Annotated in this window: 22 protein-coding genes; 1 reads left to right on the forward strand and 21 read right to left on the reverse strand. The window is 53.3% G+C overall.

Annotated elements, in window-relative coordinates; translation table 11 throughout:
- Positions 1–394: 394 nt before the first annotated feature.
- From ACT6RZ_RS11985 to ACT6RZ_RS12080, 20 genes are all read right to left on the reverse strand, one after another.
- Positions 395–886, reverse strand: a complete 492-nt coding sequence (locus ACT6RZ_RS11985; protein WP_444702334.1) for a type II secretion system protein — start codon at positions 884–886, stop codon at positions 395–397.
- Complete coding sequence (locus ACT6RZ_RS11990) at positions 873–1244, reverse strand: type II secretion system protein (protein WP_444702335.1); 372 nt, start codon at positions 1242–1244, stop codon at positions 873–875. The genes ACT6RZ_RS11985 and ACT6RZ_RS11990 overlap by 14 nt, the downstream gene beginning before the upstream one ends.
- Before the next feature lie 3 nt (positions 1245–1247).
- On the reverse strand, positions 1248–1727 hold the full coding sequence (locus tag ACT6RZ_RS11995; RefSeq protein ID WP_444702422.1) for a prepilin-type N-terminal cleavage/methylation domain-containing protein: 480 nt from the start codon (positions 1725–1727) through the stop codon (positions 1248–1250).
- 16 nt (positions 1728–1743) lie between these two features.
- Entirely contained in the window at positions 1744–3675 is a 1932-nt protein-coding gene (locus ACT6RZ_RS12000) for a type II and III secretion system protein (RefSeq protein WP_444702423.1), read from the reverse strand.
- 83 nt (positions 3676–3758) lie between these two features.
- Positions 3759–4262 (reverse strand): hypothetical protein, encoded by a 504-nt coding sequence (locus ACT6RZ_RS12005; protein ID WP_444702336.1) that lies wholly within the window; start codon positions 4260–4262, stop codon positions 3759–3761.
- Positions 4259–4822, reverse strand: coding sequence for a hypothetical protein (locus ACT6RZ_RS12010; RefSeq protein WP_444702337.1), 564 nt, complete (start codon positions 4820–4822; stop codon positions 4259–4261). Before ACT6RZ_RS12010 ends, ACT6RZ_RS12005 begins: the two co-directional genes overlap by 4 nt.
- Entirely contained in the window at positions 4810–5334 is a 525-nt protein-coding gene (locus ACT6RZ_RS12015) for a hypothetical protein (protein ID WP_444702338.1), read from the reverse strand. Before ACT6RZ_RS12015 ends, ACT6RZ_RS12010 begins: the two co-directional genes overlap by 13 nt.
- Entirely contained in the window at positions 5331–6233 is a 903-nt protein-coding gene (locus tag ACT6RZ_RS12020) for a hypothetical protein (protein WP_444702339.1), read from the reverse strand. The genes ACT6RZ_RS12015 and ACT6RZ_RS12020 overlap by 4 nt, the downstream gene beginning before the upstream one ends.
- Positions 6214–7914, reverse strand: coding sequence for a GspE/PulE family protein (locus ACT6RZ_RS12025; protein WP_444702340.1), 1701 nt, complete (start codon positions 7912–7914; stop codon positions 6214–6216). Before ACT6RZ_RS12025 ends, ACT6RZ_RS12020 begins: the two co-directional genes overlap by 20 nt.
- Positions 7915–8041: 127 nt before the next feature.
- On the reverse strand, positions 8042–9235 hold the full coding sequence (locus tag ACT6RZ_RS12030) for a type II secretion system F family protein (RefSeq protein ID WP_444702341.1): 1194 nt from the start codon (positions 9233–9235) through the stop codon (positions 8042–8044).
- A 67-nt stretch (positions 9236–9302) separates the two neighbouring features.
- Positions 9303–9734, reverse strand: a complete 432-nt coding sequence (gene gspG, locus ACT6RZ_RS12035; protein ID WP_444702342.1) for a type II secretion system major pseudopilin GspG — start codon at positions 9732–9734, stop codon at positions 9303–9305.
- Between the two features lie 23 nt (positions 9735–9757).
- Positions 9758–11056 carry a TolC family outer membrane protein gene (locus ACT6RZ_RS12040; protein WP_444702343.1) on the reverse strand — a complete coding sequence of 433 codons (1299 nt, stop codon included), beginning with the start codon at positions 11054–11056 and terminating at the stop codon, positions 9758–9760.
- 59 nt (positions 11057–11115) lie between these two features.
- The gene (locus ACT6RZ_RS12045) at positions 11116–12486 is read right to left on the reverse strand and encodes an HlyD family type I secretion periplasmic adaptor subunit (protein WP_444702344.1); all 1371 of its coding nucleotides are present in this window, start codon (positions 12484–12486) and stop codon (positions 11116–11118) included.
- Positions 12487–12496: 10 nt separating this feature from the next.
- A complete protein-coding gene (locus tag ACT6RZ_RS12050; RefSeq protein WP_444702345.1) occupies positions 12497–14224 on the reverse strand; it encodes a type I secretion system permease/ATPase in 1728 nt (575 codons plus the stop codon).
- A complete protein-coding gene (locus ACT6RZ_RS12055) occupies positions 14221–15993 on the reverse strand; it encodes a type I secretion system permease/ATPase (protein WP_444702346.1) in 1773 nt (590 codons plus the stop codon). Before ACT6RZ_RS12055 ends, ACT6RZ_RS12050 begins: the two co-directional genes overlap by 4 nt.
- Positions 15994–16055: 62 nt before the next feature.
- Positions 16056–18239, reverse strand: coding sequence for a calcium-binding protein (locus tag ACT6RZ_RS12060; RefSeq protein WP_444702347.1), 2184 nt, complete (start codon positions 18237–18239; stop codon positions 16056–16058).
- A gap of 91 nt (positions 18240–18330) precedes the next feature.
- Positions 18331–19344: a hypothetical protein gene (locus ACT6RZ_RS12065; RefSeq protein WP_444702348.1), complete on the reverse strand. Its 1014-nt coding sequence runs from the start codon at positions 19342–19344 to the stop codon at positions 18331–18333.
- Positions 19345–19580: 236 nt separating this feature from the next.
- A complete protein-coding gene (locus ACT6RZ_RS12070) occupies positions 19581–23108 on the reverse strand; it encodes a TonB-dependent receptor domain-containing protein (RefSeq protein ID WP_444702424.1) in 3528 nt (1175 codons plus the stop codon).
- Between the two features lie 281 nt (positions 23109–23389).
- Complete coding sequence (locus ACT6RZ_RS12075; RefSeq protein WP_444702349.1) at positions 23390–24379, reverse strand: FecR family protein; 990 nt, start codon at positions 24377–24379, stop codon at positions 23390–23392.
- Between the two features lie 8 nt (positions 24380–24387).
- Positions 24388–24858 (reverse strand): RNA polymerase sigma factor, encoded by a 471-nt coding sequence (locus ACT6RZ_RS12080; RefSeq protein WP_444702350.1) that lies wholly within the window; start codon positions 24856–24858, stop codon positions 24388–24390.
- 449 nt (positions 24859–25307) lie between these two features.
- Here ACT6RZ_RS12080 and ACT6RZ_RS12085 point away from each other — a divergent pair, with 449 nt between their 5' ends.
- Positions 25308–25712 carry a hypothetical protein gene (locus tag ACT6RZ_RS12085; RefSeq protein WP_444702351.1) on the forward strand — a complete coding sequence of 135 codons (405 nt, stop codon included), beginning with the start codon at positions 25308–25310 and terminating at the stop codon, positions 25710–25712.
- A 122-nt stretch (positions 25713–25834) separates the two neighbouring features.
- Here the strand turns inward: ACT6RZ_RS12085 and ACT6RZ_RS12090 are convergent, their stop codons facing one another.
- On the reverse strand, positions 25835–26230 hold the full coding sequence (locus ACT6RZ_RS12090; RefSeq protein ID WP_444702352.1) for a hypothetical protein: 396 nt from the start codon (positions 26228–26230) through the stop codon (positions 25835–25837).
- Positions 26231–26251: the final 21 nt, after the last annotated feature.

The raw sequence follows: 26251 nt of genomic DNA on the forward strand, positions 1-26251 counted from the left end.
GACAGAAAATCTGTAGCCTCATTGCGTGACTTGTACCAGGCCCAGCTTTTGATAATGATGATGGCCCACACCACCACCGACAGCACGCCCAGCAGATACAGCACTAAATCTACGATGTCAGGTACCAAGTCCACAAACCACTCCAATAGTCAAAAAATCAAGCCTTTTACCTACAAATACGAAAAATCGGGAAAAACACCCATTGACATGAGGAATATTTCCTTTTATCGCGCTTACATATATTCATCGCTGGCAAAGCAAAAAACCTCATGTTTTTAACTTATATTTACATTTAAGGCTGAAAAAGTGTCATATGGCCGCGGGTACACGGGCATGGCTGGTTAAAGATGACTAGATCAAGGATGACTGGGCAGTAAAGAACTGACTGCGCCGCTTAAAGCGGATTCTGGCCGGAGATGGCAGGCGGCATATAGACAAAATACCATTCGCCGTAATAGCGTTTGTTATTCAGATGCTGCAGCTCACCGCGGTAACCTTTGGTCTTGAACGGCGGCTTATCCGACAAACTGTATATGCCCATGATGCCGCCACTGGGGGCTTCAACGATGCCCCAGCCTTCACGCTGCGTGACCGGGTCCAGATATGGCCGGCGCAAATGGCGACGCGGGCTGGGAAAACGCGCATCATTTAGCAACAGCTCCAAGGTCTGCGGAAAGGTCTTCACCAACCCCGGTGTCTGGTTGTAATAACGGCCGATGGCGTCTCTGTAGGCCAGGCCGACGCGAATCAACTCCTGCTCCCTTTCGCGTAACACCTGGGTCTGCCAGCGCATGGCCGCCTGCGCCATGACCAGACCACTCAGCATCACCAGCATGAACATGCCTATGAGCACGAACCCCAGGCGCGCATGTTTACCAGATGGCATAAGGCGTACCATCGCCGGAAAGCTGGCTGGAACCACTGTGCACATCAAATACGCTGCCCTGTTCGTCTATATTGGGCGGCAAGGTGATCACCCAGGTATCGTTACGCTCGGTCATAGGGTCGGGCGGAATGGCCTTCAGGTACTGCCGCTCTACCAGCTCTTCGAGGACTTCCGGGTAACGGTTCTTATCACTGTAGAACTTGTCTATGGCGTCGCGCATGGTCAGCAGGTCATGGCGCAAGGTGGTTTCCTTGGAGCGCTGCAACATATGCATGAATTTAGGGCTGACGATAGTCAGCAGCATGGCCAGGATAGCCAGCACCACCAGCATCTCTATCAGGGTGAATCCGCGTCTCATCTGTTACCACTCACTGTATGGCTGCTGGTTGATGCCGATAGCACCCGAGCGGGAAGCCACGTCATAGACATCCTGGGCCATCTCGTCCACGCCACCGTCATAAGCGCGTATGTGCCAGGTCTGGGCGTTACTCAATGTGACATCAGGGGCGAACGGGTCGCGCGGGATGCGCCTTAAAAAAAACATTTTTTTCTTTTTCGTGTCTTTTGCATTTTCAACGCCGGTCACCAGTATCCTCAGGTTGGGCGGGTAGCCGCTACCGTCGGCAGTCTTCTTGATCAGGCCCTGGTCGACTGCGTCTTTATAGGCATCCAGCGCATCACGTATCTGCCACAAGGCGCGTTTCAGTTCGCGCTCTTTTTCGCGCTTGCTGTTCAGCTGCACCACCGGGCTGGCCGAAGTCACCAGCAAGGCCAGCAGCGCCAGCGTCACCAGCAACTCCACCAGTGTGAATCCCCTGCTGCTGCGTGGCACTGACATCATCATGCTGTTCACCGGCCTATGGCTGCACAGTGCCGGTATCGGTGCTGTTCATGATCTGCGCACCAAAGCCGCCATCTGTACGTGCATTAATGTTTTGCGTAGATTGCGGCGTGACCTGTGGTGGCGCCAGCGGTTCTGCCGCCTGCACCGTGCGCGCACCACCTGCAGACACCGGGTTGGCAGTGGCCGCCACCCCGGATGGGATCAGGCTATACACCGCATTGGCCGGGCTGATATTGTGCATGATGCGTGGCGTGATCAGCAGCACGATCTCGTTCTTGCGCTTGTCCTGATTATTGTTGCTGAACAGCTTGCCTATGAAGGGCAGGCTGCCCAGCCCCGGTACCCGGCGTTGCGTCTTCTGTTCGTCATCGCGGAACAGGCCAGCCAGGATCTGCGTCTCGTTATTGCGTAACTGCAAGGTGGTATTGGCGTTACGGCTGCCTATGGTGTAAGCCAGCACGCCGGTACTGGTGGTCACCTGGTCGGTGATATTGCTCACCTCCATGCCGACCTTGATGCTGACCTGATCCTGCATCTGTATCACAGGTTCTACATCGAGCTTGATGCCTACCTCAATATAGTTCACATTCTGGCTGACAAAGCCCTGAGCGCTGGCGACGCTGGTCAACACCGGGATCTTGTCGCCGACATGGATCTTCGCGCGGTCACGGTTTTTCACGCGTATCTTGGGGCTGGCCAGCAGGTTGGTATCGGTGTCCTGATGTAACAGGTTGAGCACGATGGCCGGGTCATTGATGGTGAATACGCCCAGGTTGCCATTAAAATTGCGCAGCTCTGTCAGCGACAGCTTGCCTGCCTGCGGCTGGGTGCCGTTGGTATTACCGAGGGCATTACCCTGCACGCCGACCCCGATCTGGCTGGGGTATTGTATGCCCAGGTTCTCCAGGTTGCGGCGGTTGATCTCCATCACCTCCACTTCCAGCATGACTTCAGGCTCGTTGAGGTCTTGCGAGGCGATCAGTTTCTCGGCGACCTTGATCCTGTCCATGGTATCGCGTATCACCAGCGTATTCAGTTTCTCATCTATATACAGGTCGCTGGCACGCAATACGGTCTTCATCAGGTTCAATGCCCGCTTGGCATCCATATGATTCAGGTAAAAACTGCGCACAAACAGTTCTTCATATTGCGCGGCTCGCGACAGCGGATAGATCAGCAAGGTGTTCTGATTCAGCACTTTCTTGCCTAGCTGGTGGCTGGTGAGTATGACGTCCAGCGCCTGCTCTATCGGTGTATCGCGCAAGAACACACTGACACGTATGCCTTCACTCAACTCCTGGTCGAACGAAAAATTCAGGTCGGCGGCTTTGCCCAGGTACTCGAAGGCATTTTTAACCGGCGTGTTCTTCAGCTCCAGCGTGATCTTCTTTTTCAGCGACGATTGCACCGGCCGCACTATGCCCACGCGCTCACTTTTTTTCTGTTCCAGTTGCTCGAACAGTTTGCGGGCTTCTACATGTGCAGGCTGCTCGGCCAGCACATTGCGTAACAAGAACTCGCCGCCGGCAAAGTCTTCTGCGGCAATGGCGGTTTTGACCAGCTCCATTTGTGCTGCATGTTTCTGCATGATGGCGACTTTTTGCAAGCCGTCACTGGCGGCGCGGTTGCCGGGCGCAGCCTGTAACACCTGCTGGTAGATCTCCGCTGCTGCCGGGTACTGTTGCGCCGCCAGCAGACTGTCGCCCTGTTGCAACTGCTTTTGCAGCTTTTTCTCTTGCAGCAGGGTGAGCCAGTTTTTATATTGCGGTTGCCGCGGGTTGGCCTCCACCAGCGGCTGCAACAGTTTGATCGCTTCATCATCCTGCCCGCGCGCGGCGTAGATCCTGGCCTGTTCCAGCGTGGCATCGCCGGGCGTGGCGGTGGGGAACAGATTGCTGCAACTGACCAGCAGCAAGGGGCTTAACCACAGGCAGAGCCTGGGCATGGGCCAGGGCCTGAACAGGGACAAGGGCTTGACCAGTGCGCTCAGCCAGCGCCCGCTATTTTTTCTATTTATGATCTGCTTATTCAAAACACCACCCCATTATCCAACCCATGATCCAACCTGATCTCAAAGCGCTCAGCCGCATGCTGCAAAATGACTTTCTGTTGATCCAGCACCGCCACCTTCCAGCCTTCAGCGAACTGGTCACCCTCATGTAATACATATTGTTGCCGGCCATCGGTCAAAAACACCGTCCAGCGCCCGTCTTCCTGCAGGCGGCCAGCATAGGTATACGGGCTGACCGGCACGGCGGCGACAGCCATCGGGGCTGTGTCTGCCACAGGTATCACCATCGCATCAAATAGATTCACGCCGTCCTGTTCCTCTGCCACTGGCAAGGCCTTGGCAGCGGCTGCCTGGTGTTCTGCCAGCAACTGCGGCATGGCCTGCGCCAAAGGCATGCGCGCTCGCACACGAGTAGCGACAGTGCTGCTGGCGACAGCCGCTGGCTGCTCTGCCTGCTCTACCCACCAGCAGGCCAGCAAGGTCAGCCCCAGGGCGCCCAGCATGATCCAGCGCCGCATCATGCCGGCTCCCGCCTGCGGGTATACAGACTGAATTCAATATAGGCTTCAACAGTTGTCTGCATCACATCGCTACGTTGCAGTTTGAACTGGCTTAACGCCAGACTGGGGTAGGCCTGCAATACCCGGTTGAGGAATTGTCGCACCTGCAGATAATCGCCTTTCAACGGCAGCTTGATGCGTTGTATCTGCAAAGTCGTATGCTCTATAGCGACAGATTGGAACTCGGCGCGCTCGAAGATCATGCCCAGGGCATCGGCCTGGGCCAGAATCTCGGCGCTGATGCGGTTGGCCTGCTCTTCTGGCGGCCATTGTTGCAGCGCCTGGGCGGCAGAAGCTGCCGCAGTGGCTGCCGGAGAGACTATCTGCGTGGCGCTGACCCTTGCAGCCACAGGCAGTTGCTGTAAGGCCTGCTGCAATTGATGGCGCTTAAACACAGCGTGACCCAATAGCGCCGCCAGTGCCAATACCACCACCAGCATGGCGCTCACCCAGCGCTGCCCCGAGCTGCCCTGCTGCCAGCGAAAAATCAAACGCTGCACCTGTAGTTTCAATAGCGCCATCCGGCCTCCAGCTGCAAGGTGGTCATCATTACTCCGTTCACATCGGTCGCTTCACTGGCATTCAGTTTCACGTCCGCCAGGCCGGATTGCTGCTTGAGGCGCTCAACCAATGCCCAGCCCTGCTGGCGATGCGGCGCCAGCACCGTCATGCGTATATGCTTGCGTTTGGCATCGGGTGCCAGTTGCATCCAGTACAGCTGTGGCTGCTGCACTTTTTCCAGCGTATTCAGCAGGGGTATCCAGGGGGTCTGTATATGTGATCGCGCTTCGGCAATCTCTGCGCTGCTCGCCTGCCTGCTGGCCAAATCTGGTTTGCTGATGGTCTCGCCTGCCGGGGAAATAATGGCCTGCCGCGCCTGCAGCTGCTTTTGCAAGGCTGCATTCTCACCTGCCAGCTGGCTATAAACACCCGCCAGCACGCCAGCCACCAGCAGCAATAGCAGCCCTGCCGCCAGCGTGCCTGGCCCCGGTGCCTGACCGCGCGCATGATTCAATGACAGCCGCCGCATCATGCCAGCCTCCTGCGCAATTGCTGGTGAAAAGCTGCACCCAGCCAGTGGCCAGGTTGCACATCCACCAGGCTGAATGGCGCCAGCGCGTCGGCGGTCACGCCACTCCATTGCGCCTGTGGCAGATATACCGGCAACGCGGCCCAGTCCGGGTGCATGACCTGTTCGCGCAACAAATACTGGCTCAGGCTGTCTCGCCATTGCCCATCGACCGGCAGATAGCGTACCTGTTGCCATTGCCCCTGCACCAGGCAGCCTATGGTCAGGCTGGCGGACTCGCGGCTGATGATCCAGCCTGCATCAGCCAGCTTTTGCTGACGCATGTGATGCAAGGCCTGGTTTACCGCCAGCATCCAGGCCGGTGCGATCACCCCCGGTGTCAAACGCAGTTCGGCAAACAATGCATGCAGCTGCTGTGCCAGCCCGGGCGGCATGGCACTGACCAGGGTGTTCTGCCCATAGCCGCCGGCCTGAGCCTGACTCTCCCACCCTTGCAGTTCCAGGCCGAAAGACTGCTGCAGGCCATGGCTGTAATAAGCCTGTTTTTCGGCGGCACTGCGTATCTGTTCTTGCCAGGGCAGCACCAGCCAGCGCGTATACTGGTCGGAAAGAGCTATTACCACATGCCAGCGCTGACCTGTGAGCGGGCCGAGCACCTCGCGCAAGGTCTGCCATAACGCTTCCGGCGGCAGTGCATCCTGCGCTTTGCCGGGCAAAGGGTAATGTTGATGGCTTAACAATGTGCGTGGGCCGCCCGGCCGCAGCTGGCGTTCAAAGCTGAATATCTCCAGCGCATCGCAACTCACCACCATCCTCAGCTCAGGCGCAAGCAGTGCCTGCCACCAGCGGCGGCTGTCAGCAAAATGGCAATCGATGCCGGGATCAGGATAATGCTGTAACACGGTTGATCTCCTGCAAGGTGGTTTCACCGGCCTGCACCAGGGCCATGCCTGCTTCACGCATGCTGCGGGTGCCTGATCTTGCCGCCAGCGCCTTGATCTGGCTGATAGGCGCTTTGGCGACTATCAATTCGCGCATGCCATCATCGAATAACAGCAATTCGGCGATGCCTTTACGCCCCTTGTAACCTGTGCCGTGGCACTGGCCGCAGCCCTGGCCTTTCTTAAACCTGAAGTGAGCACTGGCCTTGGCATCCAGGCCGGACTTTAACAGCAGGTCCGGCTCAGGCTGGTCGTCCACTTTGCAGAACGGGCAGATCACGCGTATCAGGCGCTGCGCAAGAATGACGTTCACCGCCGACACAAAGCTATAGGCATCCACCCCCATATTGGTAAAACGGCCTATCACGTCAAATACATTATTGGCATGCACGGTGGTCAGCACCAGGTGGCCGGTCAGCGCCGATTGCACGGCGATCTGCGCGGTTTCGCCATCGCGTATCTCGCCGACCATGATCTTGTCCGGGTCATGCCGCAAAATGGAGCGCAGGCCACGTGCAAAGGTGAGGCCTTTTTTCTCGTTGACCGGGATCTGCAGCACACCGGGCAGCTGGTATTCGACCGGGTCTTCAATGGTGACTATCTTGTCCTGGCCGGTATTGATCTCGGAGATCATGCCGTACAAAGTGGTGGTCTTGCCACTGCCGGTGGGGCCGGTCACCAGGAACATGCCATACGGCGCCTCGGCCTGCGTGCGTATCTGCGTGAGCATGGCCGGGGCAAACCCCAGCACTTCCAGGCTGATGCCCTGCGCTTCACTGAGTGCCTTGCGATCGAGTACACGCAGGACTGCATCCTCGCCTATCACGCTGGGCATGATAGAGACGCGCAGATCTATCTCGCGTCCCAGTGCATGCACTTTGCAGCGGCCATCCTGCGGGATGCGGCGTTCGGCGATATCCAGTTCCGACATCACCTTGATCCTGGAGATCGCCTGCTCTGCCTGCATGACACCGCTCAGACCACCGACTTCATTGAGTACGCCATCAATGCGATATTTCACGCGCAGGCCGTGTATGGTGGATTCGAGATGAATATCGCTGGCGCCGGCTTTGAGCGCGTCGTATAGCGTCGAACGCACAAAACGCACCACCGGGCTGCTGTCTTCGCTGATGGATTTAAGTGACAGCTGTTCTACCGGCACCTGGTCTTCACTGCCCGGCCCGTCTTCGGTGTGCATCTGGTCCAGCGCACGCATTTGCGATTCGTGGAACTGCAGACAGGTGGCGATATCGTTGCGGTGCGCCAGACACCATTGCACCGGCACGCGCACGCTATTCTGCAGGCGCAGCTGCAGGCCGTGATCAAACGGGTCTGCGATCACCAGCCTCACCTGGCCCTCCTGGTTCTGCATCAGCACCGCCTGCATGGCCACCGCTGCATTAAAGCTCAAGCGGTCGAACAGCGGCTGCATGGCATTCAGGTCCAGCGCAGTCACTGGCGGGTAGTGCATCAGGCGCGACAAAGCCAGCACAAATGCATCTGGCGATAATGTGGATAATTCTTCCAGCACTTCTATCAGCGGGCGCCCGCTCTGCGCAGCCAGGCGATTGGCTGCTGACAACATGTCTGCTGTCAGCGCATGCGCTTCTGTGCCGGCCAATGGCAGATCCTGCATATTCATTCCATGTTCCCCGGATCTTGCGTAGCCATCACGCTATTGCACTCCTGCCTGTGGGTTGCCTTCATGCGATGGCGCTCCTGATTTTGAGTAGCCATCATTCGATAGCGCCCCTGATTTTGAGGAGCCATCATTCGATGGTTCCTGCCAACTCAAAGATCGGCATATACATCAACACCACCACCAGGCCGACGATCAGTCCTATCAATACCATCAGGGCAGGTTCCAGCAACTTGCTCAGCCACTCGACCCGCCGTGCCGTATCCTCGTCATAAAAAACACCTATGCGGCCCAGCATCTCATCCATCTGCCCGGTGCGCTCGCCCACGCGCAGCATGCGGTTGGCGATAGAGGTCGTCAGGCCGTGCGCTTCCATAGAAGAAGAAAGTTGTTTGCCTTCGCGCACTTCACTGGTCACACGCTGCAGTACTTGCTGTAACTCTTGCGGCAGCAAAGATTGCACCATACCCAGTGCGGTGAGCAAGGGAATTCCTCCCTGCAACAGCATCCCCAGCGTGCGGTAGAACCGCGCCAGCTGGTAAATGCGCAAGGCCTCACCCAGGCTGGGGATACTCCAGACCCGCTGCATGACCCAGACCTTGCTGGCCGGGCGCGTAAAGATAAGCCACAGCAGCACGCTGATGCCCAGGGTGCCCATCAGCACCCATTCACCATGCCCCTGCAGCAACTGACCCCAGCGCAACAGCATGCGGCTGGCCCAGGGCAGGTTATCGCCGCCACTTTCGTAAATAGTGCTGAAACGTGGCACCACATAGCCGAGCAAGAACAGCACCACCATGCCGCCGACCACGATCAGCAACACCGGGTAGATAGAAGCAGAAATGATCTTCTTGCGGATGGCATCGACTTGCGCCTGATAGGCGACATGCCGGCGCAAGGCCTGCGCCATATCGCCGGTGCGCTCACTGGCACGTATCAATGCGACATACAGGGCGCTGAACACCTGCGGTTGCAGCGCCAGTGCCTGTGACAGTGGCAGGCCTTCGTAGAGCGAGACACTCAGCCGGGTCAGCACATGACGTGACTGCTCGTGCTGCTCTTTCTCGGCCAGGCCTTCTATCGCTTCGATCAGGCTGAGCCCGGATTCCAGCAATGCCAGCAGCTCCTGGCTGAACAGGCTCAGGTTAAAACTCTGCTTGTTGAATGGCCATTGCGGCAGCCAGCCAGCGCCATCGGCCTGGCGGATCTGCAAGATGCCATAGCCTTGTGCCTGCGCCTGCTGGCGCGCAGATTGCTGGTCAGCCGCCTCCAGCGACAGCCAGCTGACCTGCGTGCCTTGCATGACTTTAAGCTCGAATTTCATGCCTGCCTGCTTTCTTTACCGGCATGCTGCACCATGACAATTACAGCCTGACAACTACAGACTGCCATCACCAGTTACCGACATCACTATCCGCATCCTGCCCGCCGCTGACGCCGTCACTGCCCAGGCTCCACACATCATAATCGCCATGCTCGCCAGGGTAACGGTACTGATATTGCCTGCCCCACGGGTCGGCCGGCACGCCTTTGGCCAGGTAGGGGCCTTGCCATTTAGCCTCGTTGTCAGGGTTACGATTGAGCGCGGCCAGGCCCTGCTCGCTGCTCGGGTAATGGCCTACATCCAGGCGGTAAGTATCCAGCGCGCGTGACAGCGCTTCTATCTGTGCCTTGGCAGTCTTGGTTTCAGACTTGCCGATCTGGGCAAAGTATTTGGGCCCTACATAGCCTGCCAGCAAACCGATGATCACCATCACCACCAGTAATTCCAGCAGGGTGAAGCCCGTTTGTTTGATTGTTTTCATGACACTGATTTTTTTCATAAGATAGTCCCTGCGCTCACACTTTATTTTTTTGCTATAAATAACTGGCTGACCCGGCCTAATGTGTCCGGCGTCAGTAGCCCGCTGCTGAATTGCAGATTCACCCAGTCGCTGATCAGGCTGTAATATGCCTTGGTCAGCGACAGTTGATTGTTAAATAACTTCTGCTGCGCATCCAGCACTTCATGATTGGTTTTAAAGCCGGCCTGAAAGCCTTTTTGCGTGCCATCAAGCGCCACTTTTGCCGACTTTACCGCCTGCTGGTAAGCGGTGATGGATTGCTGCTGCGCGATCAGGTTCTGGTAATACTTGCGCACATTGAATTCGATCTCGCGCGACTTGGCGGTCAGGGTCTCTTCACTGGCGGTGAGGCGGCTGGCACTCTGACGCACATTGGCACTCACGTAGCCACCGGCAAATAAAGGCACATTCATTTGCAGGGCGATGGTGGAAGTATCAAAGCGCGAGCCCAGCGTATTGTTGCTGTCGTTCTGGCTGTATGAACGCACGCCGACCAGGTCCAGCGTCGGGTAATGGCCGGCCTGTTTTTTTTCCACATCTTTTCTGGCGACATCGATATCCAGGCTGGCAGCCATCAATGCCGGGTGATGCTGGCGCGCAGTCTCTATCCAGCGTTCTACACTGTGCTCGCTGCCGGAGAGGGTATTCAAGCCATCGACCATCAGCTCGGCTGACAGTGCAGGCGGTGTGCCGGTCAGTATCTGCATGCTTTGCTGGCTGGAAAGCAGGTCGTTGGCCGCCTGTATCTTCTCGACCCTGGCAATATCCAGGTTAGATTGCGCTTCATTCACCTCAACCACCGTGCCACTGCCGCGCTGATAGCGTTGCTCGGCCTGCCGCAATTGCTGGTTCACTGCCTCCAGCTTGCTGGTCTGCAAGGCCACCCGTTCTTGCGCATACAGGGTCTCCAGGTATACCGACACCAGTTTGAGGATAAGCTTGGCATTCTCCTGTTCCAGCAGTGACTCCTGCGCGGTGACATAGGATTTGGCACCGCTGTAAATGGCGAAGGTCTCCTTGTTGTATAAAGGCTGCCTGACTGTCAGGCTGTAGTTCTCAAGCTCGTAATTGATGTCAGAGTTGAGCGCGCCTATGCTGGTCTGCGTGGTGCGGTCGGTATTGCCGCGCCCTCTCATCAGCCCCAGTTGCACTTTGGGGTAAAACAGCGCTTTGGCCTTGGTCAGCTCTTCACGCTCGGCTTCGGTATTGGCGAGTGCGGCACGAAAATCGGCATTGTGGCTGACGGCCAGCTGATACAGGCCATTCAGGTCATCTTGCGCCTGCGCAGCTAATCCGCACATAAGCACGCACAGCAACAGGCCCAAACCAGATAACGCGTTTAATCGGTGACCCCAGGGCATTACTCTTCCTTCATTGAAGCGGCTAAACGTTTACTCAGTGGATGCAGCCAGTAATCCCATAGCGTACGTTCACCGGTTTTGATCACCACCTGCACCGGCATGCCGGGTTGCAACTGGCGGCCTTGCAGGGCTTTAGTGCCTTTTTCGGTCAGCACTATCCTGGCCAGGTAGTAGCTCTGGCTGCCTTCTACGGTCGCCGCAGGTTTGCTGAGCAAGTCTTTTGAAACCGATTTCAGCTGGCCTTCTGCCAGCAGTTGCGGGCTGTTGGCAAAAGTGGAGAAGCGAACGTCGGCGGCCTGGCCGGTGTGTATCTTGTCTATCAGATGCGGCGGGATCTGCGCATCAACGATCAATGCCTCACCAGAAGGCACGATATCCATCAGTTTCTGCCCGGGCTGGATCACGGCGCCGGTAGTGTGCACCTGCAAACCGACTACCTGGCCGGATGCCGGGGAACGGATCTCGGTACGGCCCAGCTCGTCGCGCAGCGCCAGCACCTTTTGCGCATCGGCTTCCACCTGCAGTTTCACCTGTGCCATTTCAGCGTCTATCTCTTTGCGTTCCAGCTGGTTGCGCTGATTGATCTGCTGTTGCAACTCCATGATCGCGCGCTGGGAACGGATGATATTCGCCTGCGTATTGGCTCGCTCGCCATGCAGCGCCGCCACACGCTGCTCAAGGTCGTTCTGCTGGTTGCGCGGCGCATAGCCTTCGGCGGTCAGGCCGCGCACCCCTTGCAACTGGTCTTCTAGCAGCCGCAGTTGTGACTCGTGGCTGGAAAGCATGCCCTGGTAACCCTGCACCATGGCCTGGTATCCGGCGATGGATTCGCGTTTGCCGGCAATGTCGGCGGCCAGGGCAGAAGTCCTGGCGGCCAGCAATTGTGTCTGATTGCGCATTTGCTGCTGTATCAAAGGGTCTTGCTGCTGCGCGAGCAGATCAGGGTGAAACGCGATCACGCTGTGCTGCGACTGCTCGGCGCGCAAGCGGTCTTCCTGCGCCCGCAGCCCGGCATAGCGCTGGCGCACTTCTTCGTAGCGCGCCTTGCTCGCCATATCATCCAGCTTGAATAACACATCGCCGGCCTGCACCTCTTGCCCTTCGTGCACCAGCAAGGCACTGACTATGCCGCCAGACAAGTGCTGCACCACTTTGTGGTTGCTCTCTATGCTGATCTGGCCTTCGGTAGGCACGCCTTCATCCAGCGGGGCGTAGGCGGCCCAGAGCACGAAACCGACCACACCGGCCAGCAGGATGGCAGCGCCTTTTCTGGTGTGACTGCTGTTTTGCGCATAGCTTTCAATGGCATGTACATTGCCAGGCCCGGTATCTGCGTGTGTAGGGTTCAACTGCATGGGATTTAACTGCATAGGGATACACTCATGTGGGTTGCGCGGTCATGTCAGAAGCAACTGCTTGTGGTGCAGCAGACTGCAATTGATTCAGATAGGCGATGGCGGCATCACGCGGGCCGTGATGTACCACTTCGCCACGTTTGAAGATCAGCAGGTCATCGGTGACTTTCAGCACGCCAGAGCGATGCGTCACCACCACTATGGTGGTCTGCAAGCCTTTCAAGGCTTGCAGCAATTCCATCAGCCGTGCCTCGCCAAACTCATCCAGACTGGCGTTAGGTTCATCCAGCACCAGCAAAGGCGGCTCTTTATAAATGGCGCGCGCCAGCCCCAGCAGCTGGCGCTGGCCGCCGGACAATGGCAGGCCTTGCTCATCCAGGCGGGTATCGTAACCATGCGACAAGCGCAGTATCGCTTCGTGCAGGCCTACGCGCTGGCAGGCCTGGATGATATGCTGGCTTTCGAGCGCGCCGAACCTGGCCACATTCTCGGCGATGCTGCCTTCCAGCAATGACACCTGCTGCGGCAGATAGCCTATGCCAGTCAGCAGTGTGCGGGCATTGCCGGCCTGTATGGCAGACTGGTTGATCTGGTAGCTGCCCGCATGCGGCGTGACCACCCCTACCAGCAAACGCGCCAGCGTGCTTTTGCCGGAACCGGAAGGCCCCATGATGCACAGCAAGCGGCCGGGCGAGATGCTCAGGTTGAGGTTATTGAGGATGCGCCGCGCTTGCAGCTCTACCGCCACGCCCTCCAGCTGCAGATGGTAAGGTCTCTGCAGCGGCTGTATGGCCGGCAGGGTTTGCAGATGCTGCTGGCGGCTTGCCAGCATGGCTTGCAGATCGCTGGCAGCGGCATTGGCCTGCAACCATTGCCGCCAGCTATGCACGATCACATCGAACGGCTGCAGTGCACGGGCAATGAGTACATTAGAAGCGATCATGGAACCGACGCTGATCTGGCCTTTGATAGTCAGCCAGGCGGCGATCGCCAGCATCAGCGATTGCATGGTGTAACGCACCCATTTATTAACGAACTGGCTACGGTCACTGGCGGCCAGCCACACGTTCTCAGCCTGCGACTGTTCGGCCAGCAAGGCCTGCCAGCGCTGGCGCAAGGTGTGCGACATGCCCAGCACATGGCTGGTCTGCAGATGACGTATCTTTTGCTGGATAAAGTTCTCGGTCTGCTGCTTGCTGTGTTGCGCCTGCCGGGCCGGGCCGGCGATCACTTGCTGGTTCCACCACGCCACCAGGCACTGGATCAGGCAAAACACGATAGCGGTCGCCCCCAGTACAGGGTGCAGCACAAACAGCACAGCGATATACACCACACTCCATGGCATATCCAGCATGGCAAACAAACCTTGCCCGGTCATAAACTGCCTGACTGTGGTCAGTTGTTGCAAAGACTGCACCGGCGACTGGCGTTGAGTGGTGCGGGTATCAAAAATGGCGGAGAAGACCTGCTTGCCATAAGTGAGATCGAACTGCACGCCGGTTTTGATCGCATACAGATTGCGCAACCAGTCCGCACCTGCCATCAGCAATAACAGACCGGCAGTCAGCGCGGTGACCGCCACCAGGGTCAGGGTGTTACGGCTTTGCATGACGCGGTCATACAATTGCAGCATGTACAGGGTAGGCACCAGCATCAGCACATTGGTCAACAGGCTGAGCCAGGCCATCTGCATGAATTGCCGGCGGAACGGCTTGATCAGCACCCACAATGAATATTGACTGACTGGTTTCATGGCTGCGCGACTTTCACTGCTTTTGCTGTGGCTGAACCTACTTTGGTTGCTTCGGCCTTGCCTGCTTCAGGCTTGACTGTTTCGGACTGAAAGCTCGCCAGCACATCATGCGGCTTGCCATAACGTATCATCTGCCCCTGGCGCATCACCAGCATAAAGTCAGCGCTATTCAGGATATGCTGCAGGTGGCTGATAATGATAAAGGTCGTACCCTGCTGTTTCAGGCGCGCGATAGCCAGCTGAAAAATGCGCTCGGCAGCGGTATCCAGATTGGCATTCGGTTCATCCAGCACCACGATGCGCGGCTTGCCATACAGTGCACGCGCCAGGCCAAGCAACTGCCGCTCACCACCAGACAGCGGCACGCCGGATTGCCCTATCAGGGTATCCAGTCCTTGCGGCAACTGAGCGATCCAGTCGGATAAACCCAGTAGCTCTATCACCTCGGACAAGGCCTGCGGGTCTGGGCTGTTAAAGCGGCAGATATTATCGACCATACGGCCATCGAACAGGTCTACTTCCTGCGCCAGATAACCCACATATGGCCCCAGCCGAGTTTTGTCCCAGCCATGCACATCTACGCCGTCGTAACGCACACGGCCACTGGTAGGCGCGACCAGCCCCACCAGCAATTTTGCCAAGGTGGTTTTGCCCGAGGCCGAAGCGCCGGCCACCACCAGCACCTGCCCGGCAGGCAAACTGAATTGCACCTGGCGGATAAACACTTCTGCTTGCACCTTACCTGCTTGCGGTTGCGCATAAGTCAGCTGGTCTACCGAGACTTCACCGCTAGGTGGCGGCAGCACCAGGCCTGCGCTTTTTTGCGCAGCGCCGGCAAACAGGCTTTCTATGCGCTGAAAAGCGGTCCAAGCCTGCTCATAGGTTTTCCAGTTGCCCACACACTGCACCAGCGGTGACAGCACGCGTGCCGCCAGGATAGAGGCGACTATCATCATGGCGCCGCCATTGAACAGTTCGCCGGCAATAAACAGGTAACACGCCAGGCCCAGGATCAGGCTGGTCTGCATGGTCTGCAACCAGCGCGAAGCCGCCGCATTCTTGCCTGCCAGCTCAGAAGCCTGCGCCTGTTGCCATAAAAAGCCATGCTGACTTTGCAACCAGCGCTGCTCCACCGGCACTATCATCTGCATGGCCTGCATCGCATCCGCATGCCGGCTGATGCTGGCAAAGTAGCGCTGCGATTCCATGGCGTGCTGATTGGCCTGCTTCATCATGGGCGCCACGCGCGCCTGGTTCTGCAGGGTCAACACCAGTTGCACCAATAGCCCTAACAAGGTGAGCACACCCAATGCCGGGTGGATCAGGAACACAGCCAGCAGAAAGATCAGGCAGAAAGGTGCATCCATCAGGCCTAGCAGGGCCGAAGAATGCAAGGTGCTTTTCAGGCTAGAAAAATCAGCAAACACTTGCTGTGCCGGAAACTCCGGCATGGATAATTTGGCGGTAAACACACGCTCGAATAAACGCTGTTGCAGTGATTGTTCAAAGTGGTGAGAGGCGGCTTGCAGCAGGCGGCGGCGTTGCCATTCCAGCGCTTCCATCACCAGGTAGGCAAAAGCTGCCATCAGGGTCAGCATCAATAATGTAGACACATTACGGCTGTTGATGACACGGTCATACACCTCCAGCATATACCAGGAGGGGACTAAAATCAGCAGGTTGGTGACGACGCCAAACAGCCACACTTTGCGCCAGGTGGGCCAAAGTTCGGACATGACTTGTTTGATGGTTTCGGATTGCGACAACATGTTCACCAGGGTATTTCTTTAACAAAAAACTGCGGATGCTAGGCCATCCACAGCTATCGCAATTAAACGATGATAAAGTCAGAAGTCGACAATGTATTCACACCAGTCAGAATCGCAATGTCTACCTTGGCGCCGCTACCATTACCGTCAGCGTCGTAGCTGAGTGTCTTGGTTGTGGTGTTGTAAACCAGGTAATCATTGGCATCCTGTGCAGTACCAGTCGCATTCACACGCAACATGCTGGCGTTAAAGCCAACCAGATTGCTGTACTGGTCAAGATGCAATTCCAGCTTGTCAGTACCACGGGTGAAGTCAGTGATGGTGTCTACACCAGTCAGGTTGAACGCAGTGTTGGTGTAAGTCTGCACAGTGGTTGCAGAACCTGTCACCACTTGCTCGTACACTTTGCCGAATACAAACTTGTCAGCACCGCCACCACCAGTCAGCGTATCGTTACCACCGTTGCCAACAAACACGTCAGCCTTGCTGGTACCGATAAAGGTCTGCTGGTTGGCATTACCTTCAAAACGCAGGCCATTGGTAGTCACGCCAGAAGCATCCACCACCACATTGTTGATAGTGCCGCCGTTGTTACCCAGGGTGTTGGAGAGGTCAGCCACTGTACCGTTGGCTTTAAAGTAGTAGTGGTCATTCAGCAGTTGCAAGTCTGTATTTTCTACATTCAAGCGACCAACCGTACCGCCCACCTGCACCACTTCCATAGACTTGAAGTTGTCGTTATTGAGCACAACAGTACCGTTCGCCTTGGTGTTGGCACCGATACCTGTAGTGATACGCAGCGTATCCACGCCATCACCACCCACAATCACATCATGCTTGGCGCCAGTAGCGATCCACTCTTTGTTACCGTCATCTGCCTTGGAAGTCGTGCCTTGCACACCACTACCAAAACCGCCGATCACAAAAATGTCATTGCCTTCGCCACCATCCAGGTAGTCAGCACCGCCATGACCGATCAGCAGGTCATTGCCGCCGTTACCGTAAGCAATGTCATCACCCAGACGCATGGTCGCATAATCAACACCTTCGCTACCGATCAAGGTCTCGCTGGCACCGGCTGACTCGTTAGCACCGTCCACACGGGTAAAGCTGCCTGCTACACCTTCGCTGGCGTCATAGATGATATCAACGTTATGGAACAGATTAGCAACAGAGTAATCGTCAAACTCGATAGACGCTTTGTCATACTCTACTTCAACCGCACCGACGATAGTGCTTGCAGGCTCAAACTCAGCCTCTTCAAACTCAAGCTCTATGGTCACTGTCTCAGCAGGGCCGCCTGCTACACCATAAATATGGGTACCTGGATTCAGGAAACCCAGACTTAATGATTCACCATTTGCTTCTAGTTGATCGGCTGATAAAGTAATGTTTACACCACTCGCCAGCTCGATCCGCTCAATGCCCAGGAAAGTGATGTTTTCATATTCCCCGGACTGAGTGAATGCCAGTGTATCAACCGCGTTGTAACCAGCAATAGTGGTCGCGAAGGTGCTGATGGCAGAAGAACCTGGGCGTGTCACAATGTTTAAACGAACATCAGTTTCAATCTCTTCCGACATTTCCTGATCTTCAATTTCAACATATTGATTAGTGACAGTATCAAAAACCAGCAACTCGCCCTCTTCCTCACCACCCTCCTCTTCTTCACCCTCTAGCTCGCTTACATTGATGTAGCGTGCGGCATCCCCATTATTGTCCAGTCCAGAAACACCACCTTTAATATATAAATTAACGGCATTTTCTTCTGAAGTAATGACGAAAGTATCATTACCTTCGGCACCGATCAAGAAATCATCACTGGTGGCCAAATACACATTGCCATCGATTGTTTCATCACCAGCAGATGCGCCTTGCCCTTCTATATAATCAGCGCCTGCACCGCCGGTTAATATGTCATCACCGCCGCCAGCAAAAATCGTGTCATCGCCTGCATTACCAGAGATCACATCATTACCATCACCCGCCGCGATGTAATCGTTACCAGCGCCACCATCCACGACATTATTGCCATTACCAGCATCGATCACATCATTGCCAGCGCCGCCAGAAATAATGTCATCGCCTTCTCCTCCCAGTAACAAGTCATCACCACTACCTGCAACAATCACATCATTACCATCACCGCCATCAATAAAATTCCCCAGATTATTGCCATAGATATAATCAGCATTAATGGTGCCTGTGTACTCGGTTTCTGTTGCGTTGAATATCTTAATAGCCATTTTGAACTCCTTAATTTAAGCGAACACGCTCTATTCGTTGGCAAGGCAAATCACTTGCCTTGCCAAGGGCTTTTTATATTTACTGACTCAATCAGAACGGTTGAGTATGTGCAGGTGCAGCAGCACCGCCCGGTGCAACAAAACCAGATACAGTCACTTCAATGAAGTTTTGATCTGCAGATGGATTTGAACCATCGGTACTTTGCTCCTGGAATGTCTGACGTAAACGAATCGCATCCGTCACGGTTGCTGGTGCTGCAGTAGTGCATGTAGTGCGAATATAGAACATGGCAGATGATGCAGTGGTGGAGGTATCATCGTCACGCGCATTGATGTCAGTCGTGAACTCTACCCAGTTATTATTCAAATCAGCGGTTTGCTGTGCAGCGGAAGCGCTACCTGGCCAAGAATTCAAGCCATTGATAGAAGGATTGCTACCCAGTCCAGTTTGTGGGATATCCTGGTCGCCAACGCGATGTTGAACAGATGTGTAAGCGCGTCCAGCACGGAATAAAACCTCTGATGTGCCTGTCATTCTGGCATAGGCGACCTCTACATCTCGTGCAACAGGTGTACTTGGGGTACTGACGTCAACAAAACCAGCTCTTGCGACTCCATTTGCCTCGAAGTATTGATTACCCACAGCTGTGGTGTTGTAATCATTTGCAGTTGCAGTGAATTTAGTGCCGTAGATGCACATCGGTGTAGGCGTAACTGGTGCTGTTGCTGCAGGCTTGCGCCAAACCACATCGAGTACAGTACCTATGCTCTTGTTTGTATTACCTGAGTAGATATTATTCAAAGTCACCGGGCGGCTTGCTGAAGTGACCAATCCATAGCCAGAAATAGGAGAAGAAAGATCACCGGCAGGATTCGGAGTTAAATAGCACTCATTTGAGGGAGCGGTAGTAGGATTGCGATTGCTCAAACCTGAACCAAAATCACCTGTATCGTTGCATCTGACATACGCGGTAGTCGCGCCTGACACTGTTGGATGCGGGAAAGGTGTTGTGGTGGGCAAAGCGGTAAATCCTGGCGCCGCTAAAGCAGCGACAGAATATGCAACACTGCCTAATACTGCTAATCTTAATGTTACATTTTTCATGTCTAACTCCTTGAAAAGAAGGTACAATTAGCAGGCATTTGTGGCTGCCTGCAACACCAATTAATTGCATCGTTAGTCCTTGCAAGTTCTAAACCGATAGCAATTGAATACGGGTTATTTATTGGCAGTCCACAAATGCCTCCTCAACATAATGAATTACCACCTATTAACTGCTGCACTAGATCCACTCAATCTCTCACGCTGCCGGAAGTGAAGTTCTCCCGGGCAAGGCATCTTTAATCCGGCACAAAATGCCAGTTCAAACTGAACCAGACACCGCGTGGAGCGCCTGGTGCAACAAAATTCGTGCTTAGCCAATCACCAGAATTATGGTTGTAGCCATCTGACCCTACGGCACCATTGATAGATGGAGAGAATGGATTCACACCCAAACGCCCTGCACTAAAATACTCTTTGTCAAACAGGTTGTTTACCAACAGCGTAGCCGTCCATTCCTTATTGAATCGATAGCTTGTTTGAAAGTTGAATACGGTATATCCCGGAATCTTTCCTGGATTGGACGAAGGCTGACGATAGACTGTCTGAAAACCATTAGGATTGAATGTTTGAATAATCACAGGCCTTGCTACCCCTGGCCGATGCTCATTGTTTTCATTGCCGCGCAAGTAAGACCAGGAATGCATTACCGCACTAAGGCCCACTCTCCAGTCGGGAGTCAGGTCATAGCTAAAGTTTGCATTAAGGTTATGTAGAGAGACGCCAGGAATACGATCTCCAGGCTCTACGGTAATTTCGCCAGAGGTCGTCTCGCCCGTACCTGCGATCACAATGGGTGTAGTTGCACTGCTGTTAGCATCGCCACCAGTGACAAAAGTACTTCTGAATTTGGCATCGGTTAATGCATAGTTGAGTCCAAACCGGGCTTTACCCGCCTCTCCACTCAGCCCCATTTCAATGCCTTGCCTGCGTGTTTTACCAATCGTGTCAAAAAAGTTCTGGTTACCAAAATAAGTGACCATGTAGATATCATTTTTCAACTCTGTGCGGTAATAGCCCAAGTTCCATTGCAGAGACTCGCCCCAGCGACCACGGGCACCGACATCGAATGTCTCAGCTCTTACCTGTGGCAGATAAGGGTCACCAGATAAGCCGCTAGGCAATTGGCAGGAACGCCCCAATGCAACACTTCTGGGCATGTAAATGATATTTCCGTTTGGATCGGTACCGAACCGGGTAGGCGTCTTATCCAATGCACATCCCAGTTCAACGACACTAGGCGTGCGAGTGCCCTGCGCCCAATTGGCATATAGATTCAAATCTTCCCTGGCTTGCCATGTCGCACCTAGTGATGGATTGAGAGAGTAGTAACTGAATTTCTCATGCTCTGCTGGAAGTACATATATCCCCGGAATGGCACTGGTATAGCCTGTTCCCGGGCAGATACCATTCTGGCAAAACCCGAATTGAGCCGGGTCATTCAGATATCTGTTTAAAGTGACTTCGGACTGCCCAAAATCACGCGCGGCTAAAGTTGTGCTCACTTGTGTTGCGTTATAACGCAGCGCCCCTGTCACATGGACAGTTTCTTTGGGGCTCCAGGTCTCACTCACATACAAGCTTTTAGTGATAGAGTTGCCATCAAAATTATTATTTCGAATATCAAAATCAGCGGCCGCAAACATATCTAATGCACGATCCGGCCCCAATGAACCATTACGTTTACTATCAAAGAATCCCAACCGTTGCGAGTTGTTATACTCCGCATAAGCACTGTCGATAGACGCGCCCACCATGAGCTTATGTTTTGCCAGATTCCAGTTGAATTGAACTGAAGCACCATCCACTTTTTGGTTGATATTATTATTGTTGATAACAGCTGTCGGGATACCATCAACTACACCAGTACCACCATCTGTAATACCGTCGATAGCCACCGGGCCATTGGGTCCTATCAGTGGGTTGTAGTATTTGGTGACTGCCGCGCCGGTCTGGGTAGCTAAACAGTTGGCACCATTTCTAGCTTCCTTAAACGCGACCAAATGCATGACACCATCTGGCGTATAAAAGTATGAGTGGGCAAGCGCGCCGAGAATGCTATAGCCAAATCCAACCCCAAAACTTCCAGGAGTCGAATCGACAGCAAACTCCTTTTCAAATACCTGCCCGGTGAATTGAGCAGAGGCAGAGAAATTGGAATATGGGGTTTCTGGCAGCGAGATATCCGGGCCATCTATATTCGCTTTAAGCAATGGAGATGGATTTGCCCAGTAGGCCAAATTGGATTGCGCCAGGGCTAAAAAAGCTGATCCTTCAGGCGTACCTGTAAGTGTTTGGTTAAACGCATCCGCATCCAGCAAACTGGTATCTACGTTACCGTTGAACAATTCACTTAAAAATGGGCTGCTGGACAGATCATTCGGGTCTGGTACATCGATCACCACATAGTCTGAAAGACCATATTGAGCTGCCTGACCAGTACTATCAAATAAACAAGTATATTCCTGGCCATTTGCAAAGTTCTGGCTAAGTGCCTGCCCTCTGTAGTCTGTATAAACATCAGCATTTTTTTGCTGGCGGCGGCTATTTCTTCGATAAACCTGACCGGTCACGGTAAAAGTATCATTGACAAAATAGTTGCCCGACAATTGAAACTGGGAAAGACGGTTTTTAGTTTCATCAGGGCTGGTAAATACACTACTGCGATCTTGCTCATAAAAATTAGTGGGAACGACACCGTTCCCGGTAAGGTCATTGCCAACTAATAATGTACTTAAATTAAGATCTAGTTTATCGCCACGGTAACTAGCCTTACCAAAAAACTGATTCACCTTACTGGGTGAGTTATCGCGCCAACCATCTTCCAGAAAAAAATTACCCGCACCAAATAACGCAACCGTGCCGTTATTCCAGCCTGCCTCGCCCTGCAGATACTTTCGTCCATAGGAACCAGCAAGAATAGTTGCGTCGGTGCCCGCATTATTAAACCCGTCTTTGGTTTTTACTGAAAATGCGCCACCTAAGGTACCCAACCCAAAAATAGGATTTGAGCCCGGGAATACATCGACGCTGGCCAAGGCATTCATAGGGATCATGTCCCAGTTCACGACGTCACCAAAGGGTTCATTCACCCGAATACCATCAAAGAACACAGACAGGCCTTGTGGTGTACCAATTTGCGGCCCGGCAGTAAACCCACGATACTGCACATCCATTTGAAACGGGTTGCCCTGGTAATCATTGACCGTGACCGACTGCAGTTTTCGGTTCATCAAGTCTGTGATACTTAATGAATGGGACTCTTTGATTTCCTTAGCCGAAATGCTTTGTACGTTGCCCGGTATTTCTTCTTTAGTTAAACCTAAGCCTGGCAATGGCCCAATTTCGTAAAATCGTTTGGCTCGAACTTCGACCTTGTCCAATTGAACATTCTTATCCTCAACTTTAGGCGCTTTCTGGATATAGACACTATCACCCTCTACTTTTGGAGCTAATCCTGTCTCAAGCAGCAATCGACGCAAGGCCTCTTGCCGCGTCATACGCCCCCGCACTTCTGGTGCAGTTTTGCCAGAAACCAGGTCATTGGGGAAAGAGATACTCATGCCGGTGGCTTTGCCTAATGCATGCAACGAATTAGCCAATGGCTGTTGCGGAATATCAATGTTGATAGGTACACTGAATGTCTCCTCCTGTTGTTTAGGCAACTGTTTGTTCAATGCTTCAGCACACGCGAGTTGTACTGAAAGCCCCCCCCAGACTGCAAACAATGTGTACATTGCACATTGTTTAAATTTTATGATCTGCATCACCTGAATCTCCCTCTATATAGACTCATCTCTGGGAGAGAGAAAAACCTGACGTCGTTTACCTATATTTACATTTATTGCCAAGCACATGATTTTTCCAGACCAGCTGTATCCAGCTTTTTGAAATATTGAGGGATAAAACTGACGCCCCACTGCCAAGCTTTTATGAGCCACGAATCAATGGTGGGGTTTATGACGTTCATACATACGCTTACTGTTGGGAAATAACAGGCACAAAAAAAAGTGCCCGCAGGCACCTTTAATTGGAATTGATTGCCGAGCTACCGGCTTTTAACCAGCGTGTATTGCGGTGTGTCCTTGATGGTGACCGGGGCGATATTTGGCAGGCCGCGCAGGAACTGGTCTACATCGCGGATATTGATATCTGCTGAAATATTACGGATATCCTTACCCAGTGAATGCACAGGCTTTTGGCGGTAACGAGAAACCGTGGTGGCGATCTCGTTGATATCCGCGCGGTCAAACACCAGCCGGCCATTGAGGAAAGAGAAGGCATCCGCTGCCGGGCGATTCACCAGCACAGTGGCATGGTTAGGGAAAACCTCTACCACCTGACCATTGGTGATCACGCGGGTCTCGGCTTCAATATTCAGTGTCTCCTGGACTTTGGGCTCTACTTTGACAGTGCCGTGGTCTACACTCACACGCACTAATTGCTGTAATTTATTGACGGCGAATCTGGTGCCTAGCACGGTGACACGCGCGGTGTCAGTCTCCACAACAAATGGGCGGTCCGGGTCTTTAGTCACTTCAAAAATGGCTTCACCTTCTTTAAGCAACACATGGCGCTGATGCCGGTAATAAGTCACTTCCATATCGCTCTTGGCGCTGAGGGTGACGCGTGTGCCATCATCCAGCGTTTTAAAGGCGATCTGCCCCACCGGGTTTTGCGCAGCCATTTGCATCACCGGGGTTGCCTGCCAATCCAGATATTGCTGGTGAAAGACAACACTCATGATGCACAGCAGGCTGACCAGAAACAATTGGCCGACACGGCGTTGCCTGTTTTTTCGGCGCGCTTCCTGCGCCAGAAACGCATGCTGCTCGGCTTCATCCGCCAGGGTAGAAAGTGACTCGGGCGAGCTCATTCTATGCATGGCGCGCGTGATACTTTCATACTCGGAAGCGTGCCTGGGGTCATCTGCCAGCCAACGTTCAAATGCATCACGCTCAGGAGTACCCTGAGAATGCTCGCGCATCCTTAGATACCATCGTGCTGCCATTTCACTGACTGTCATCGGTTTAAGCATGGTTAAGATTAATGTGCCATTTTTTGTTGGAATGCGCGGATATCTAGCATAGCACGAATGAGATGTTTTTCGACCATACTGGTACTAATCCCCAGGTGGGTAGAAATGTCGTTTTGTTTCATTTCATCCACATGGTACAGCCAGAACACCTGGCGACACTTTTTAGGCAGTAAATCGATGATGCGCTGCAGGTTATACAGCATCTGCCGCGTCTCATAGATCTGCTCAGGCGAGCATTCGAGGATCATCGCAGTTTCGTCTATCTGGTCTTCTTCGACAAAACGGGTGCGATAACGATATTCATCCACCATCAGGTGATTGACGATACCATTGAGAAAGGCTTCAGGGGCAGATTCGCGCGCTGGATTACTAGACACGGCAAAAAACACCAGCGCATCATGCAGAATATCTTTGGCGCGTTGCACGCAGGCCGTCCTGCGGCCTATGCGTCTGAGCTCCACTGTATAAGCCCACTTCAAATCGATTCCGCACCATGCAAGTGTGTCGCTCATATTCCCACCACTAAGATTTTACATTTGGATTTTTACATTTACGCAAACAACTGCAAAACGCGTGCCATTACATTTATTTGCAATAAGAGACTGATTCTCAATTATAAAAAACTTTACTAGGGAATTTTTCCCGACTTAATTCGGGTTGAATACAACCATTTTCACAAAAAATGGTTTTTTACAGCCAAATTAAACCAGTTTTGTAAAAACATTGTTATGAATCTTAGGTATGAACTTTATTTACATAAAGCATATGCCCCCCCACAAAAGCACATACACTTCCCTTTGAAACTTTGATTCAATTTATGAATCGATAAGTCGTATCAATTGCATATACTCTACTTATCGCGTCAGTAGTCAGAATGCGAAACCCCACACAACCCGTATCGCGAATAAGCCAGTAGAAAGTAAAGCCTATGTTGATAAGAGCACTCATTCCCCTGCTGGCTTTACTCGCTGGATCCTGCGCCCAGCAATCAATCACCACCACCAATACTTATGAAAAGGCCATGCCATTTTCTAAAGCCGAAATTAAAAAAGTGGAAGCTAATCAAGAAGGGGTATGTGCTAAATATTCAAGCAAAGCCAACATACGCATAAAGCGGATGAAAGCAATCAACGCAGCCATGAATGAGCCAGGCTTAACGCAAAAGCAGAAAAGTGAAAGATATGATTACTCGATGGCACATCTGAATGACGGGCTGGAAGATTCCGAACAGTTAAAAGATAAGTGTGACGCGTTGAATAAAAAACTGGATGAAATGTATCAGGCAAACCATATCGCTGGCGATAAATATTTAGATCAGCGCAAAGGTAAGTGACCAGAAGCTGCACATCTGCTTGAAATACAGTCTTTGGGCGGCCCTTAGCCAGGGTCGTTTTGAGAGATCCCAAAGTAAGATATGAAAAACCGCCTCAATGAAAGATTTTGTGGATTTCATACTTACTCGCCTGCATATTCAACTCTCTGAACTTCGAACTTGGCAGGATTAATAAAGGCACTTACCCCATGGTAGTAAAAATCAACTTGCCCCGTGACTCTTAAAATAGCATTCCGGTTCTTAGAAAAAGTGTCTTTTGGCATACGATCTAACCAAAGCTTCAATAGCTGATTTTTTTCAAAGACTTGCCCATCAACTTTAATATCGATAGCTTCATCTAACTTCAGTGCCTCATAAGAGACTAACCTTTCATTTACATCCAAACCTTCTGCCATGACAAACTTGCCAAGAAAAGTGACAGTTTTCCCTACCTCAATCATCTGCCTATCGCCAGCGTTGGCAATCATTGACATTGCGGAAAGAACAAACAGTAGCGCGAACTGAATTAGATTTTTCATTTTAAAATTGAACGGGAAGGT

It is taken from the genome of Methylophilus sp. (assembly GCF_052437885.1).
GTDB lineage: Bacteria > Pseudomonadota > Gammaproteobacteria > Burkholderiales > Methylophilaceae > Methylophilus.